We start from the raw sequence: 15,151 nt of genomic DNA, 5'->3' as shown, positions 1-15,151 counted from the left end.
GTGCCGTGAGCGAGTTCGCGGTTCAGGACGGCGGGCGGTCCCCGGTGGCCCGGATCAGCCACCAGGTGGCCGCGAGACAGCCGGCCGCGGGCAGGGCCAACAGCACCGGTACGGCGTCGACACCGGCCAGTTCGATGCCCTTGCCCAGCACCGGTCCGGCGGCCACGCCGCCGATCATCGAGGCGGCGATCACATAGGCCCCCGCCCGCCGCGCCCGCGGTACCGCCCGGGACAGCCACGGCAGCCCCGTGGGGAAGATCGGCGCATGGAAGAGGCCGGCACCGGCGTACGCGTACGGCGCCGCCGCCGGGATGAGGGCGAGCAGAAGGCAGGCCACCATGCCGACGGAGCTGACGACCATGATCGTCTGGACGGACCAGCGCAGCGTCAGCGGTGCGTGTGCACACATCCTCCTGGGTCTGGTCTGGTGGGCGGCTCTCACGGGCTGCGCCCGCGCCCTGCGTGTCCGGCTCCAGAGCCCCGCGGCACGCCGCGTGCTGGACCGGATCACGGGCACGGTCATCATCGGGCTGGGACTGCGGCTGGCCATGACCGGCTGATGGGCGGTGACCACATCCCACGAAACACCGGTGACCCGGGTGTGGTGCTGAACGCAGTCGACGGGGCGTGCGTATGTGTCGGCAACCGCCCGCGGCGCGGGGAAGGCGGGTCGCGGGGCCGACGTGAGGAACAGGCGATGAACGACCGAGTGACTCCCGCGATGCACGCCCTGCCCGACGGCGAGGCGGAGCTGACGCTGGTGGTGCGGCTGCCCTGGGAGGACGTGGCCCGCCTCGGCCAGGAGGCGGGGCGGCTGGCCACCCAGTTGCGGCGGCCCGTGACGCTGGAGGAGGCGGTGAGCCACCGCTTGCGGTCGACCCGCGTGGCGTCGCACGCGAAGCCGGCGGGGGAGCAGCCGCCGGCGGTGACGGCCGCACCGGCGTCGGTGTCGTCGTTGCCGTCGCGGGCGCCGGCGGAGCAGGCGCGGCAGGCGATCGACCGGATCACCGGGACGGCGGGAACGGCTTAGGCCGGTTCGCCGTGGGGGTGCGGGTGCGTCGGCGGCTGCCTGCCCGTCGTGGCCGTTCGCGCAGTTCCCCGCGCCCCTGAGGGCGTGGCCCCGTCGTGCCTCACGAGGAGCCCGCCCGCTTCTGAGGGCGTGGCCCCGTCGTGTCTCACGAGGAGCCCGCCCGCTTCTGAGGGCGTGGCCCCGTCGTGTCTCACGAGGAGCCCGCCCGCTTCTGAGGGCGTGGCCCCGCCCCCGCCTCACATCGAACCGCGTACCTTCGCCGCCGCCTTGCGGGCCGCCACCAGGACCGGGTCCCAGACCGGGGAGAACGGTGGGGCGTAGCCGAGGTCCAGGGCCGTCATCTGTTCCGCCGTCATGCCCGCCGTGAGGGCGACCGCCGCGATGTCGACCCGCTTGCCCGCGCCCTCCCGGCCGACGATCTGGACACCCAGGAGGCGGCCCGTGCCGTGCTCGGCGAGCATCTTGACCGTCATGGGGGAGGCGTCCGGGTAGTAGCCCGCGCGGCTGGTCGACTCGATGGTGACCGACTCGAAGCGGAGCCCGACGCGGTGGGCGTCCTTCTCCCGCAGGCCCGTGCGGGCGATCTCCAGGTCGCAGACCTTGCTGACCGCCGTGCCGACCACGCCCGGGAAGGTGGCGTAGCCGCCGCCGACGTTGGTGCCGATGACCTGGCCGTGCTTGTTGGCGTGGGTGCCGAGCGGGATGTGCCGCTCCTGGCCCGAGACCAGGTCGAGGACCTCGACGCAGTCGCCGCCGGACCAGATGTTCTCGTGACCGCGCACCCGCATCGAACGGTCCGTGAGGAGACCGTCGTGCGGGCCCAGGGGCAGGCCGGCGGCGCGTGCGAGGGTCGTCTCGGGGCGGACGCCGATGCCGAGCACGACGACGTCCGCCGGGAACTCGCCCTCCTGCGTGACCACCGCCCCGACCCGCCCGTCGTCATCGGTGACGATCTTCGTGACCTCGGCGTCGTTCACCATCGTGATGCCCAGGCCCTCCATGGCCTCGTGCACCAGACGGCCCATGTCGGGGTCCAGGGTCGACATCGGCTCGCTGCCGCGATTGACGACCGTCACCTCGTAGCCGCGCTTGATGAGCGCCTCGGCCATCTCCACGCCGATGTAGCCGGCCCCGACCACCACCGCACGGCGGCCACGCGTGCTCTGCAGCGTGTCGAGGAGCGCCTGGCCGTCGCCCAGGGTCTGCACCCCGTGCACCCCGGCCGCGTCCGCCCCGGGCATGTCCGGCCGGATCGGCCGGGCGCCGGTCGCGATCACGAGCTTGTCGTACGACGTCCACGTCTCCTCGCCCGAGTCGACGTCACGCGCGCGCACCCGCTGCCCGTCGAGGTCGAGTTCCGTCACCTCGGTGCGCAGACGCAGATCGATGTCCCGGGCGCGGTGCTCCTGCGGAGTGCGGGCGACGAGCCGGTCCCGGTCGGTGACGTCGCCGCCCACCCAGTAGGGGATGCCGCACGCCGAGTACGACGTGAAGTGGCCCCGCTCGAACGCCACGATCTCCAGCTCGCCGGGCCCCTTCAGACGGCGCGCCTGTGACGCCGCGGACATGCCCGCGGCGTCACCGCCGATGACGACCAGTCGCTCCCGTGCACGGCTCATGTTCATGCGAACACGCTACGGGAGCAGGGCATTTCAGTCCCGCTCACCCGGCGTTCCCGGCTGCGCGGACTTCGGCGCCGGCCGGGCCGTCGGCAGCGGGCCCAGCGCGGTCGCCGTGGGGGCGGGCGCGGGGCGGCGTGGCAGCCGCGGGCGTACCACGCGCAGCCACAGCAGCACGAGCAGCGCGGCCACCGCCGCGAACGGCAGGACCGCGCCGAAGGCGACGGCGAGCCAGCGCAGCATCGTCACGAAGGCGCTCCAGCCGCCCGCGAGCGCGTCCACGAACCCCGGGTCGTCGTCCTTCGCCTCCTTCTTCACCGGCGTCTCGGACAGCGACAGGGTGATGGTGGCCAGGCTGGTGCGGTCCTTCAGGGACTTCTGCCGGGCGAGCAGCGCCTCCAGGTCGGCCTGGCGGGTGCTCAGCTCGCCCTCCAGGGTCACCACGTCGCTGAGCTTGGTGGCCCGGTCCATCAGCTCGCGGATCCGGGCCACGCTGGCGCGCTGCGTCCTGATCCGGCTCTCCACGTCCACCACCTGGTCGGTGACGTCCTCGGCCTTCGCGCTGCGGTCGAGGAGCTTGCCGGCGCCCTCCAGTCCGGCGAGGACCTCGTCGTACTTCTCGACGGGCACGCGCAGCACGACCCGGGTGCGCTCACGGCCCCCGGCGTCCCGGGTGGTCGTTTCGTTGCCGACGTAGCCGCCCGCGTTCTCCACGCCGGTGCGGGCCTGGTCCAGTGCCTTCGGGACGTCCTTGACCTGCACGGTCAGGGAAGCCGTGCGGATGATGTGGTCGGGGGTGAGCTTCGCCGGCGCCGTGGCCTTGCCGCCGCTCGCGGTGCCGCCGGGGGCGGCCTCGCCCGAGACGGCCCTGTCGTCCGCCCCCTTGCCGGCGGCGGAGCTGCTGCCGCCCGAGGAGTCGTCCCCGGCGCTGCACCCCGTGAGGGCGAGGGCGGCCGCCAGCAGGAGTGCGGCCAGAGCCGACGCGGGGTGTCGTACGGATCGTCGTGTGCGCATGCGGGCATCCCCAGGGGTCGATTCTGCTGACGCTTCTTCGACGCCGGGACCGTGCCGATCGTTTGGCCCGGGACGGTTCCGATGCGGTCACGGTCGGGACTCGTACGGGACACCGGGGCGCGGCGGCGCTGTCAGCGCGGTCTGAGAAGCTGGGGGCATGCGCGAAGTTCAAGGACGGGTCGTCGTCGTCGGGGCGGGCATCGCGGGGCTGGCGGCCGCGCACCGGGCGCTGGACCGCGGGGCTCGGGTGACCGTGCTGGAGGCCTCCGACCGGGTCGGCGGCAAGCTGCTGCCCGGAGAGATCGCGGGCGCGCGGGTGGACCTCGGCGCCGAGTCCGTGCTGGCCCGCCGCCCCGAGGCCGTGGCCCTCGCCCGCGAGGTGGGCCTCGCCGACCTCCTCCAGCCCCCGGCCACGGCGACGGCCTCGCTGTGGACCCGCGGCGCCCTGCGCCCCTTCCCCAAGGGGCATGTGATGGGCGTGCCCGGCACCGCGTCCGCCCTGGCCGGCGTGCTGTCCGAGGAGGGCCTCGCCCGCATCGAGCAGGACGCCGAGCTGCCCCGTACCGAGGTCGGCGACGACGTGGCGGTCGGGGAGTACGTGGCGCGGCGCCTCGGCCGCGAGGTCGTCGACCGCCTGCTGGAGCCCATGCTGGGCGGGGTGTACGCGGGCGACGCGTACCGCATCTCCATGCGTGCGGCCGTCCCGCAGCTCTTCCAGGTGGCCCGGACGCACACCTCCCTGACGGCTGGGGTGCGGGAGCTCCAGGCCAAGGCTGCCGCGGCCCGGCAGACCGGCCCGGTCTTCATGGGCATCCGGGGCGGCGTCGGCACCCTGCCCCTCGCGGTGGCGGACTCGGTCCGGGCCCGCGGGGGCGAGATCCTCACGGGGACGCCGGTGACCGGGCTGCGCCGCACCCCCGAGGGCGGCTGGCACGTCGTCTCCGGTGAGCGCGAGTGGCTCGCGGACGCCGTGATCGTCGCCGCGCCCGCCCCCGCGGCCGCCCGGCTGCTGCGCGCCGAGAACCCCGGGGCCGCCGCCGAACTCGACGGCGTCGAGTACGCCTCCATGGCCCTGGTCACCCTCGCCTACCGCCGTGCGGAGACGGCTCTGCCCGACGGCAGCGGCTTCCTCGTGCCGCCGGTCGACGGGCGCACCATCAAGGCGTCCACCTTCGCCTCGCAGAAATGGGGCTGGATCGCCGAGGAGAACCCCGACCTGGTCGTCCTGCGCACCTCCGTCGGACGGTACGGCGAGACGGAGATCCTCGAGCGCGACGACAGCGAGCTGGCCGGCGTCTCCCGGCAGGACCTGAAGGCCGCGACCGGCCTCGACGCCACGCCCGTCGCCACCCACGTCACCCGCTGGGACGACGGCCTGCCTCAGTACCCCGTCGGCCACCACGCGCGCGTGGCCCGCATCCGCGAGCACGTCGCCCGCCTCCCCGGCCTCGCCGTCTGCGGCGCCGCGTACGACGGCGTCGGCATCCCCGCCTGCATCGCGAGCGCGTACGCCGCCGTCGACCGGGTCCACGGTGACCAGGGCGCCGTGCAGGAGCTCACCGCCCACCCGGTGCAGAGCCTGCACGGCGGAGCGGGAGAATGAGGCCATGAGCAACGACGCCCCTACCCCCGAGTCCGGCAGGATCCCGAACAAGGGCAAGCTGGCCAAGGACCTCAACGAGGTCATCCGCTACACGCTCTGGTCCGTCTTCAAGCTGAAGGACGTGCTCCCCGAGGACCGCGCCGGGTACGCCGACGAGGTCCAGGAGCTGTTCGACCAGCTCGCCGCCAAGGACGTGACGATCCGCGGCACCTACGACGTATCGGGCCTGCGCGCCGACGCCGACCTCATGATCTGGTGGCACGCGGAGACCAGCGACGCGCTGCAGGAGGCGTACAACCTCTTCCGCCGGACCAGGCTGGGCCGCGCCCTCGAGCCCGTCTGGTCGAACATGGCGCTGCACCGCCCCGCCGAGTTCAACCGCGCGCACATCCCGGCGTTCCTCGCCGACGAGACGCCCCGCAACTACGTGAGCGTCTACCCCTTCGTGCGCTCCTACGACTGGTACCTGCTGCCCGACGAGGACCGCCGCCGCATGCTCGCCGACCACGGCAAGATGGCCCGCGGCTACCCCGACGTGCGCGCCAACACCGTCGCCTCGTTCTCCCTCGGCGACTACGAGTGGATCCTCGCCTTCGAGGCCGACGAGCTGTACCGCATCGTCGACCTCATGCGTCACCTGCGCGCCTCGGAGGCCCGTATGCACGTCCGCGAGGAGGTGCCGTTCTACACGGGCCGCCGCAAGGACATCGCCGAGCTGGTCGCCTCGCTGGCCTGATTCAGCGGACGCCTCTGTGAGCCCCGGCCCCGGCCCTGTGCGGGGCCGCCGGTTCCGGCTCGGCGTCCCGGGCCGGAAGTCTCGGCTCGGTGTCCGGGGCCGCCGGTCTCGGCTCGGCGTGCGGGGCGCAGTCGGTGCGTCGTCCCGGCAGCCGCCCCTCCAGCAGGTACGCCTCCATGTGACCGTTGACGCAGGTGTTCGGGCCGCCCGCCAGCCCGTGGGTGCCGGCGTCCCGTTCCGTCACCAGGACCGAACCGGCGAGACGGCCGTGGAGGTCGAGGGCGCCGTCGTACGGGGTGGCGGCGTCCCGCTCGGCGGCCAGGATCAGCGTCGGCGGCAGCTCGCCCGGGCGGGCACCGACGTCGAGCGGGCGCTGCCGGGGCGCCCGCCAGTAGGCGCACGGCAGGTTCGTCCACACGTTGTCCCAGGTCTCGAAGGGCGCCATCCGTGCGAGCCGGGTGTTGTCCCGGTCCCACACCGCCCAGTCCGTGGGCCAGGGGGCGTCGTTGCACTCCACGGCCAGGTACACCGCCCGTGAGTTCTCCGCCTCGGCTGCCGCCTCCGGTTGCCGTTCCGCCTGTTCGATCAGGGGCTTCGGGTCGCCCTCGAGGTACGCCGACAGCGCGTGCGCGCGGTGCGGCCACTGGTCGTCGTAGTACCCGGCCTGCAGGAACGCCCCCTGCAACTCGCCCGGTCCGACCTTCCCGCCCGCCGGCTCGGCGGCCAGCCGCGCGCTCGCCCGCTGGTAGCTGCGCAGCACCTCCCGCGCGGTCGCGCCCAGCCCGTACACGTCGTGGTGGCGGGCGACCCAGGTCCGGAAGTCCGCCCAGCGGCGCTCGAACGCCACCGACTGGGCGAGATTGTTGCGGTACCAGATCCGGTGGGGGCCGGGGTGGACCACCGAGTCGAACACCATGCGCCGCACGTGGGCGGGGAACATCGTCGCGTACAGGGCCCCGAAGTACGTCCCGTACGACGAGCCCATGAAGGTCAGCCGCTTTTCGCCGAGCGCGGCACGCAACACGTCGAGGTCACGGGCGTTGTTGAGGGAGTGGTAGTGCCGCAGGGCGCCGCCCGCGCGCTCGGCGCAGCCGCGCGCGTACGCCTTCGCCCGCGCGATGCGTTCCTTCTTGTACGACTCCGAGGGGTGGGCCGGTGCCTGCGAGGGCCCCTCGAAGAACCGCTTCGGGTCCGCGCACGACAGCGGCGCCGAACGGCCGACCCCGCGCGGGGCGTAGCCGACGAGGTCGTACGCGGCCGCGATCCGCCTCCACTCGGGGAGCAGGCCGATGAGCGGGAAGTACAGGCCGGTGGCGCCCGGCCCGCCCGGGTTGTAGACCAGGGCGCCCTGCCGCCCGACCGTCCGCGCCCCGTGGTGCGGGTCCTTCCGCGTGGCCCGGGTCCTGCTGACGGCGAGTTCGATCTGCTCGCCGTCCGGGCGGGCGTAGTCCAGCGGGACGCGCACCGTCGCGCACTGCATGGTGCCGGGCAGGTCCTGCGCGTCGGGGCAGGGGCCGAAGTCGACACCGGCGGCCTCGGCCCGCGCGGCCGCCACGGCGGCGCCGCGCCGCTCGGCCGCCCCCGTGGGGTCCTCGGTGTCGGGGGCCGTGGCGAGGGTGCTCAGCAGCAAGGACCCGGCGGCCGAGTAGAGGAGGGCGGCTCTCATGCGTATCCCTTCGGTGCACGGTGGCGACCCAAGGGATGTTTCGTTCGGCGCGGCGGGAAGGCAAGCACCGTCCGCCGGTGTCGGGCCGCGTGCCCCTTGTGCACCGGCTCCGGGTCGGTCAGTCGTGCGACCCGCGGTGCGCGAACGCGGCGCGCAGGTCCGGCTCTCCGATCGCGCTGACGCCGCGCACCGCCACCGAGGTGAGGTACGTACGGTCGTCGGCGGTGCCGTCCGCGGTGCGGGTCAGGGTGCCGAGCAACTGCTGCCCGGCCGGGGAGGCCCAGCGCGAGTAGGGGTGGATCTCGACCCGCGCGATGGCCAGGCAGCTCAGGGTCAGGGCGAGCGGCAGCGCGAACCACAGGGCGACCAGATGCCGCGGCATGTCCGGCGGAGCGGGTGTCAGCAGCGCGGCCACGCCCAGCCCGAGGACGGCGACGGCGGCCACGCGGACCTGCCGGACGGCCGTCGCGACGGTCGTCCGGGCACTGTCCGGCACCGCGAGCCCCGCGCGCTCCAGCCCCTCGGCGATCCCGCGCACCGCCTCGGCCGCGGCGGCCGTGGACCGCACCGGCGCGATCCGGGACTGCCCCTCGGGACCGATGGCCCCTATCACCGACCGCTCCATCGCGTCCCGCCCGCGCGGGTCGACGACCGTCGCCCAGCCGGTGTGCGCCAGGAGCAGCCGGCGCTGACGGGCCATCGCGACCAGCGTGACGTCGGCGACCCGGCGGGGGCCGCCGGAGAGGAACGCGGCCTCGTAGAGCGTGAGTTCACGACCCGGGCCGGTGTCGGCGTCCACGGTCGCGGCGCGCACGGCGGCCAGGCACAGACGCGTGCACGCCGTGCCGGCCACGGCCCAGGCCGCCAGCAGGAAAAGAACCCAGAGCATATGTTGTTTGTATGTGACACGGTGTCGAATACACCATGCCTTGTTCACGATCCGGACGGAGTGTTGTCGGTATGTGACGTTCCGCTTCAGCTCGTGGGCGGACTGCGGGCGGGCGGCGGGACGGCCGGTCCCGGGCCGGTGGCCGGGGGAGTGCCGGTGGCCGTCAGGTCGCGGGTCACGGCGTCGAAGGCGGCGCAGCCCGTCTGCAGGGCCTGGGCGCTCAGCACGTTCGGTGCCGGTCCCGGCCGGTCAACTCGGGCGCGCAGGCCCGGGGCCGGGTGACTAGTGCCGCGGCACTAGCCCACCCGGGTCCTCTGGGCCGCCCGGACGCCGTCGCGGCGGTGTGCCCCGTGGCCGCCGCCCGCCCGATGGGCCATGTTGCTGAGCGTCGAGCCGATCGGGCTCCGGCCGGACGCGAAGGAGGCCCCGCGGTGGGTGAGCTGTACATCGACGGCGAGTGGACGCAGGCGGCGGCCGGTGGCCGGCGGGAGGTGGTCAACCCCTACGACGCCTCGGTCGTCACCACCGTCGACGAGGCCGACGCCACCGACGTCGACCGCGCCGTGCGCGCCGCCCGGCGCGCCTTCGCCGAGGAGGACTGGGCGAACCTCCCCACCCGCCGCCGGGCCGACCTCCTGCTGCGCGTCCACGACCTGCTGCTGCGCGACCGGGAGGACATCGCCCGCACCGAGACCCTCGACACCGGCAAGACGCTCGCCGAGGCCCGAATCGACGTGGAGGACGTGGCGAACGCCTTCCGCTACTTCGCCGAACTCGCGGGCAAGGACGGCGGCCGGGTCGTCGACGTCGGCCCGGACGTCCTCAGCCGCGTCGTCTACCAGCCGGTCGGCGTGTGCGCGCTCATCGCTCCCTGGAACTACCCGCTGCTGCAGGCCTCCTGGAAGGTCGCCCCGGCCCTGGCCGCCGGCAACACCTTCGTCCTGAAGCCCAGCGAGACCACGCCCCTCACCACGATCGCCATGATCCGGCTCATCGAGGAGGCCGGTGCCCCGCCCGGCGTCGCCAACCTCGTGCTGGGCTCCGGGGCGACCGTCGGTGCGGCCCTGACCAGCCACCCCGACGTCGACCTGGTCTCCTTCACCGGCGGCCTGCACACCGGCCGGGCCATCATGGCCAGCGCCGCCGAGGGGCCCCGGAACATCGCCCTGGAACTGGGCGGCAAGAACCCCAACATCGTCTTCGCCGACGCCGATTTCGACGCCGCCGTGGACCACGCCCTCGACGCCGCCTTCCTGCACTCCGGGCAGGTCTGCTCGGCCGGTTCGCGCCTGCTCGTCGAGGACTCCCTGCACGACCGGTTCGTCGAGGCCTACGCCGAGCGAGCCCGGGCGATCCGGCTCGGCAACGGCCTGGAGGAGGGCACCGAGAGCGGCCCGCTCAGCTCCGCCGAGCACCGCGAGAAGGTCGAGGGCTACATCGCCGTCGCCAAGGAGGAGGGTGCCCGGCTCGTCACCGGCGGCACCCGCCCCGACGACCCGGCCCTCGCCCGCGGGTTCTTCCTGCTGCCGACGATCTTCGCCGACTGCGACCGGTCCATGCGCATCGTCCAGGAGGAGGTTTTCGGCCCGGTGGTCACCGTCGAGCGCTTCCGCACCGAGGACGAGGCGGTGGAACTGGCCAACGACACCCGCTACGGCCTGGCCGGCGGCGTGTGGACCTCGGATGCGAGCCGCGCCCAGCGCGTCGCCCTGCGGCTGCGGCACGGAACCGTGTGGATCAACGACTTCCACCCCTACGTGCCGCAGGCCGAGTGGGGCGGCTTCGGCCGCTCCGGCGTCGGGCGCGAACTCGGCCCCACGGGACTGCGCGAGTACCAGGAGGCAAAGCACATCTACCAGAACCTCGCCCCCGCCCCCTCCGGCTGGTTCAAGGGCTGACCGGCGCCGGCCCACCAGCACCACCCCACGGCCGGCCCCCTCCACGACGAACACGGAAGAAGGGCTGCCCGCCCACGCAGTCCGGCCGTGGCGCACCGGCCACCGAACGAGGGCCGTCCGTCCACGTCGCGCCGGCCACCGAAGAAAGGCACCGCATGGCCACCACTCCCGCGCACGGCGACGAGTCCGCCTACGACTACGTCATCGTCGGCGGCGGCACCGCAGGCTGCGTGCTCGCCGCCCGGCTGAGCGAGGACCCCGACTGCCGCGTCTGCGTCATCGAGGGCGGCCCCAGTGATGTCGGCGACGAGCGCATCCTGCGCCTGCGCAACTGGATCAACCTGCTCGGCTCGGAGTTCGACTACGGCTACACCACCGTCGAGCAGCCGCGCGGCAACTCCCACATCCTGCACTCCCGGGCCCGCGTACTGGGCGGCTGCTCCTCGCACAACACCCTGATCAGCTTCCTGCCGCTGCCGCAGGACCTCGACGACTGGGTCGGCCGCGGCTGCTCCGGCTGGGACCCGGCGACGATCCTGCCCTACCGCGACCGGCTGCTCACACGGATCGTCCCGGTGGCCGAGGCCGACCGCAATCCCATCGCCCGGGACTTCGTCACCGCGGCCTCCCGCGCCCTCGGCGTCCCCGTCGTCGACGACTTCAACGCCGAACCCTTCGCCGACGGCACCGGCTTCTTCTCGCTGGCCTACCAGCCGGAGGGCAACCTGCGCTCCTCCGCGTCCGTCGCCTACCTCCACCCGGTGCTGGACCGGCCCAACCTCACGCTGAAACTGGAGACCTGGGCCCACCGGCTGATCCCCGACGCCTCGGGCCGGCTCACCCGGGTCGCCGTCCGGGGCGCCGACGGCGAACCCGCCACCGTGCGCGCCGAGCGCGAACTCCTGCTCTGCGCGGGCGCCATCGACACCCCGCGGCTGCTGATGCTCTCCGGCATCGGACCGGCCGACGACCTGCACGCCCTGGGCATCGAGGTACGGGCCGACCTGCCCGGCGTCGGGGAGAACCTGCTGGACCACCCCGAGTCCGTGATCGTCTGGGAGACCGCGGGACCGCTGCCGCCCAACTCCGCGATGGACTCCGACGCCGGCCTGTTCCTGCGCCGCGACAAGGGCCAGCCGCGCCCCGACCTGATGTTCCACTTCTACCAGGTGCCGTTCACCGTCAACACCGAACGCCTCGGCTACCCCGTACCGCGGCACGGGGTCTGCATGACGCCGAACGTGCCGCGGGCCCGCTCCACCGGCCGCATGTGGCTGCGCAGCAACAACCCCGCCGAGCATCCCGCCCTGGACTTCCGGTACTTCACCGACCCCGAGGGACACGACGAGCGCACCATCGTGGACGGTCTGAAGGTGGCGCGTGAGGTCGCCGCGGCCGATCCGCTGCGGGACTGGCTCGTCCGCGAGGTCGCGCCCGGCCCGGACGTCGTCTCCGACGCCGACCTGTCGGAGTACGGCCGCCGCGCGGCCCACACCGTCTACCACCCGGCCGGCACCTGTCGCATGGGCGCCGCGGACGATCCCCTGGCCGTCTGCGACCCCGAGCTGAGACTGCGCGGCTTCGACGGGGTGCGGATCGTCGACGCGTCGGTGTTCCCGACGATGCCCACCATCAACCCGATGGTGACCGTGCTGCTCGCCGCCGAACGGGCCGCCGACCTGATCACCGCGGGACGGAGGCCCCGGCCGTGACCGGTACACCACCGCCCGCAGCGGCGTCCGGCGTCCCCTCGGGGGAGCCCGGCTCCGAGTTCCGCAAGGACATGGGCCCCTGGGCCAACTTCGCCCTCGGCTTCACCTACCTCTCCCCGGTGGTGAGCACCTACACCCTCTTCGGCACGGCGCTCGCCGAGGGCGGCCCGCCGATGATCTGGGCGTTCGTGCTCGCCGGCTGCGGCCAGTTCCTGGTCGCGCTGATCTTCGGCGAGGTCGTCGCGCAGTACCCCATCGCCGGGGGCGTCTACCCGTGGGCGCGACGGCTGTGGGGCAAGCGCTGGGCGTGGATGACCGGCTGGGTCTACATGTGGGCGCTGCTGGTGACCATCACCTCGGTCGCCTACGGCGCCGGGCCCTACATCGCCATCCTCTTCGGCTTCGACCCCACCGTGCACACCACCGTGCTGTGCACCGCCGTGCTCATCGTCATCGCCGTCGCCATCAACTACATGGGCACCAAGGCGCTGTCGGCGGCGGCCGTGATCGGATTCGCAGGCGAGCTCATCGGCGCCCTCGTCGTGGGCATCTACCTGCTGTCCACCCACCGCCACCACAACATCGGCGTCATCTTCGACACCTACGGCACCGAGGGGAACGGCTCCTACCTCCCGGTGTTCCTGGCGGCCGCCATCATCGGCTTCTACCAGTACTACGGCTTCGAGGCGTGCGGCGACACAGCCGAGGAAGTGGAACACCCGGGCCGCGTCATCCCCAAGGCGATGCGCCGCACCATCTACATCGGCGGCGCGGCGGCCACGTTCACCTGCATGTCGCTGCTGCTGTCGGTCACCGACTACAACGCGGTCATCTCCGGGGAGCAGGCCGACCCCGTGGTGGACGTGCTGTACGACGCCATGGGCGCGGCCGGGGCGCGGGCGGTGATGGGCGTGGTGCTGATCTCGTTCCTGTCCTGCACGATCAGCCTGCAGGCCGCGGCCGGCCGGCTGATCTACTCCTACGCGCGCGACGAGATGATCGTCGGGCACGGCCTGCTGCGGCGGTTCATCCACGCCCGGGCGGTGCCCAGCTGGGCCTTGTTCGTCTCCGCGGCGGTGCCGTTGCTCATCGCCTTCGCCTCCCTGGCCTCCGAGAACGCCCTCACCAACATCGTCTCGTTCGCGATCCTCGGCATCTACGCCTCGTTCCAGATGGTGGTGCTGGCAGCGCTGCGCGCCCGGCTCAAGGGCTGGCGTCCGGCGGGGGAGTTCACCCTGGGCCGCTGGGGCATGGCGGTGAACATCGGGGCGCTGGCCTACGGCATCTTCGCCATCGTCAACATCTGCTGGGCCCGCACCCCGGAGAAGCCGTGGTGGGAGAACTGGATCGTGCTGCTCTGCGGCGCGGTCGTGCTGGGCACAGGCCTGCTCTACATGTTCACCACGCACCACTACGGCCGCGGCGACGCCCCGGCGGGTGACGCCGTGCCGCGCAAGGCCGGGGCGATGACCGGCAAAGGCCCTGCGGGGGAGGGGTGAGGAGGCTCCGGACCCAGCCCCCTCAACGCCGCAGCAGCACCCTGCGCGTGGCGCGGGCCAGGCGGTGGCCGGGCCGCCGGGAGCGCGGTGCCGGGCCCGACCGCTCCAGCCACCACTCCCGCAGCTCCCGACGCGCCCGCGGGTCCCCGGTGAGACCGGCGGACAGCAGGTGCTCGGCGAAGGTGAGGGCGTCGCGCCGGTATCCGGCGGTCATCGGGCGGGTCTGGGCGTAGCCGAGGAACGCCGTGCGGTACCCGTCCCCGAGGATCACCGGCAACTCGGGAGCGACCTTCGCCACGACGTCCGCCCGCTTCGCGGCGAGCGCCCGCGCCTGGACACCGACCCGCACCCGGTCGAACCCCTCGGGCACGGGTGTGCCCGCGACCAGCGCCGACAGCAACGCGGCCTGCTCCAGCCCGAGTCGCTGCCGGGCCTCGCCGGCCCCTTCGTGATGGGGCAGGCCGGAGACGCCCCGTGTCGCCCCGGCCGCCCCGGTCTCATGGCGGTGCGCTCCGGAACCGGCCGGTGCCGGTTGCTCGGTGCGCCGTTCGCGCAGCTGCGTCTTCACACGTTCGACCGCCCCCGCCTGCAGCGCCCGGCGGATCGTGGTCAACTCGGCTTCCAGTTCCGCCGGTGCCGGGAAGTTCTCGTCCCGTTCCAGCAGGACGCCCGGCGGGCTGACGCGGGAGGCGAGGTCGGTCAGGATGTCGAGGACCGGCCGGGGGACGGGGTGGGCGTGGCTGTCGTGCCAGACGCCGTCGCGTTCGAAGCCGCCGGCGACGTGGACGTAGGCGATGGCCTCCAGGGGCAGCTCGGCGAGCGCCTTGGCCGGGTCCTCGCCGCGGTTGACGTGGTTGGTGTGCAGGTTGGCCACGTCGATCAGCAGGCGGACGCCCGTGCGGTCGGCGAGGTCGTACAGGAACTGGCCCTCCGTCATCTCCTCGCCCGGCCAGCAGACCAGCGCGGCGATGTTCTCCACGGCCAGCGGCACCGGAAGCGCGTCCTGTGCGATGCGTACGTTCTCGCACAGGACGTCCAGGGCGTCCCGGGTCCGGGGCACGGGCAGCAGATGGCCCGCCTCCAGGTGCGGGGAGGCGGTCAGCGGCCCACCCGCCCGTACGAACGCGATGTGCTCGGTGACCAGCGGGGAGCCCAGCACCTCGGCGCGCTCGGCCAGCGCGGTCAGCCGTCCGGCGTCGGGCCGGTCCGCTCCGCCGAGGCCGAGCGAGACGCCGTGCGGCACCACGGTGACGCCGCGCTCGCGCAGCCGCCGCAGGGAGTCGGGCAGGTGCCCGGGGCAGACGTTCTCGGCCACCGCCTCGACCCAGTCGATCCCCGGCATGCGCTCCACGGCGTCCGCGATCTCCGGTCGCCACCCGATGCCCGTCCCCAGTCGCTCCATCGTCCCCTCCTCCACCCGGCCCGTTCCTCGAACGTGAGGGGGGTATGGCCCAGCCGCTCGCCCCCGAACCCCGCACGGCCCGC

The 15,151-nt window shown here is 73.7% G+C and carries 13 protein-coding genes and 1 pseudogene; 7 read left to right on the top strand and 7 right to left on the bottom strand.

Annotated elements, in window-relative coordinates:
• Window positions 1-22: 22 nt before the first annotated feature.
• Window positions 23-397 (bottom strand): annotated as a pseudogene (locus AB0B29_RS15745) (MFS transporter); the annotation flags it as partial.
• Here AB0B29_RS15745 and AB0B29_RS15740 point away from each other — a divergent pair.
• Entirely contained in the window at window positions 339-560 is a 222-nt protein-coding gene (locus AB0B29_RS15740) for a LysE family transporter (protein ID WP_362240002.1), read from the top strand. The pseudogene AB0B29_RS15745 and the gene AB0B29_RS15740 overlap by 59 nt on opposite strands.
• 137 nt (window positions 561-697) lie before the next feature.
• Entirely contained in the window at window positions 698-1,030 is a 333-nt protein-coding gene (locus AB0B29_RS15735; RefSeq protein WP_362239308.1) for a hypothetical protein, read from the top strand.
• 236 nt (window positions 1,031-1,266) lie between these two features.
• Here AB0B29_RS15735 and AB0B29_RS15730 read toward each other — a convergent pair whose 3' ends face one another.
• Window positions 1,267-2,655, bottom strand: coding sequence for an FAD-dependent oxidoreductase (locus AB0B29_RS15730; protein WP_362239306.1), 1,389 nt, complete (start codon window positions 2,653-2,655; stop codon window positions 1,267-1,269).
• Between the two features lie 27 nt (window positions 2,656-2,682).
• Window positions 2,683-3,663: a DUF4349 domain-containing protein gene (locus AB0B29_RS15725; protein WP_362239303.1), complete on the bottom strand. Its 981-nt coding sequence runs from the start codon at window positions 3,661-3,663 to the stop codon at window positions 2,683-2,685.
• Window positions 3,664-3,820: 157 nt separating this feature from the next.
• On the opposite strand from AB0B29_RS15725, the gene hemG reads away from it, so the two are divergent.
• Window positions 3,821-5,266 carry a protoporphyrinogen oxidase gene (gene hemG, locus AB0B29_RS15720; RefSeq protein WP_362239301.1) on the top strand — a complete coding sequence of 482 codons (1,446 nt, stop codon included), beginning with the start codon at window positions 3,821-3,823 and terminating at the stop codon, window positions 5,264-5,266.
• A 4-nt stretch (window positions 5,267-5,270) separates the two neighbouring features.
• The gene (gene hemQ / locus AB0B29_RS15715) at window positions 5,271-6,002 is read left to right on the top strand and encodes a hydrogen peroxide-dependent heme synthase (protein ID WP_362239299.1); all 732 of its coding nucleotides are present in this window, start codon (window positions 5,271-5,273) and stop codon (window positions 6,000-6,002) included.
• 1 nt (window position 6,003) lies between these two features.
• On the opposite strand, the gene AB0B29_RS15710 is transcribed toward hemQ, so the two are convergent.
• The 3 genes from AB0B29_RS15710 to AB0B29_RS15700 all read right to left on the bottom strand — a co-directional run bounded on the left by AB0B29_RS15710 (window position 6,004) and on the right by AB0B29_RS15700 (window position 8,784).
• Entirely contained in the window at window positions 6,004-7,668 is a 1,665-nt protein-coding gene (locus AB0B29_RS15710) for an alpha/beta hydrolase (protein WP_362239297.1), read from the bottom strand.
• Window positions 7,669-7,786: 118 nt separating this feature from the next.
• Window positions 7,787-8,557 carry a TIGR04222 domain-containing membrane protein gene (locus AB0B29_RS15705; RefSeq protein WP_362239294.1) on the bottom strand — a complete coding sequence of 257 codons (771 nt, stop codon included), beginning with the start codon at window positions 8,555-8,557 and terminating at the stop codon, window positions 7,787-7,789.
• A gap of 86 nt (window positions 8,558-8,643) precedes the next feature.
• On the bottom strand, window positions 8,644-8,784 hold the full coding sequence (locus tag AB0B29_RS15700; protein WP_362239292.1) for a hypothetical protein: 141 nt from the start codon (window positions 8,782-8,784) through the stop codon (window positions 8,644-8,646).
• Window positions 8,785-8,988: 204 nt separating this feature from the next.
• Between AB0B29_RS15700 and AB0B29_RS15695 the strand changes: the two genes are divergently transcribed.
• From AB0B29_RS15695 to AB0B29_RS15685, 3 genes are all read left to right on the top strand, one after another.
• Window positions 8,989-10,455 carry an aldehyde dehydrogenase family protein gene (locus AB0B29_RS15695; protein ID WP_362239289.1) on the top strand — a complete coding sequence of 489 codons (1,467 nt, stop codon included), beginning with the start codon at window positions 8,989-8,991 and terminating at the stop codon, window positions 10,453-10,455.
• Between the two features lie 155 nt (window positions 10,456-10,610).
• Window positions 10,611-12,167, top strand: a complete 1,557-nt coding sequence (locus tag AB0B29_RS15690; RefSeq protein ID WP_362239287.1) for a GMC family oxidoreductase — start codon at window positions 10,611-10,613, stop codon at window positions 12,165-12,167.
• Window positions 12,164-13,666, top strand: coding sequence for an APC family permease (locus tag AB0B29_RS15685; RefSeq protein WP_362239285.1), 1,503 nt, complete (start codon window positions 12,164-12,166; stop codon window positions 13,664-13,666). Before AB0B29_RS15690 ends, AB0B29_RS15685 begins: the two co-directional genes overlap by 4 nt.
• A 22-nt stretch (window positions 13,667-13,688) precedes the next feature.
• Here AB0B29_RS15685 and AB0B29_RS15680 read toward each other — a convergent pair whose 3' ends face one another.
• The gene (locus tag AB0B29_RS15680; RefSeq protein ID WP_362239282.1) at window positions 13,689-15,068 is read right to left on the bottom strand and encodes a DUF692 domain-containing protein; all 1,380 of its coding nucleotides are present in this window, start codon (window positions 15,066-15,068) and stop codon (window positions 13,689-13,691) included.
• Window positions 15,069-15,151: the final 83 nt, after the last annotated feature.

The sequence above is a fragment of the Streptomyces tibetensis genome (assembly GCF_040647715.1).
GTDB classification, from domain to species: Bacteria; Actinomycetota; Actinomycetes; order Streptomycetales; family Streptomycetaceae; genus Streptomyces; species Streptomyces tibetensis_A.
The sequence above is the reverse complement of the archived record's forward strand: the minus strand, read 5'-3'. Positions and strand labels throughout refer to the sequence as shown.

What these genes read in the sequence shown, in the direction of transcription:
- AB0B29_RS15735 (WP_362239308.1), top strand. Translation starts at nt 698, where the DNA reads ATGAACGACCGAGTGACTCCCGCGATGCACGCCCTGCCCGACGGCGAG.
- AB0B29_RS15740 (WP_362240002.1), top strand. Translation starts at nt 339, where the DNA reads ATGCCGACGGAGCTGACGACCATGATCGTCTGGACGGACCAGCGCAGC.
- AB0B29_RS15690 (WP_362239287.1), top strand. Translation starts at nt 10,611, where the DNA reads ATGGCCACCACTCCCGCGCACGGCGACGAGTCCGCCTACGACTACGTC.
- AB0B29_RS15725 (WP_362239303.1), bottom strand. Translation starts at nt 3,663, where the DNA reads ATGCGCACACGACGATCCGTACGACACCCCGCGTCGGCTCTGGCCGCA.
- hemQ (WP_362239299.1), top strand. Translation starts at nt 5,271, where the DNA reads ATGAGCAACGACGCCCCTACCCCCGAGTCCGGCAGGATCCCGAACAAG.
- AB0B29_RS15710 (WP_362239297.1), bottom strand. Translation starts at nt 7,668, where the DNA reads ATGAGAGCCGCCCTCCTCTACTCGGCCGCCGGGTCCTTGCTGCTGAGC.
- hemG (WP_362239301.1), top strand. Translation starts at nt 3,821, where the DNA reads ATGCGCGAAGTTCAAGGACGGGTCGTCGTCGTCGGGGCGGGCATCGCG.
- AB0B29_RS15705 (WP_362239294.1), bottom strand. Translation starts at nt 8,557, where the DNA reads ATGCTCTGGGTTCTTTTCCTGCTGGCGGCCTGGGCCGTGGCCGGCACG.
- AB0B29_RS15730 (WP_362239306.1), bottom strand. Translation starts at nt 2,655, where the DNA reads ATGAACATGAGCCGTGCACGGGAGCGACTGGTCGTCATCGGCGGTGAC.
- AB0B29_RS15680 (WP_362239282.1), bottom strand. Translation starts at nt 15,068, where the DNA reads ATGGAGCGACTGGGGACGGGCATCGGGTGGCGACCGGAGATCGCGGAC.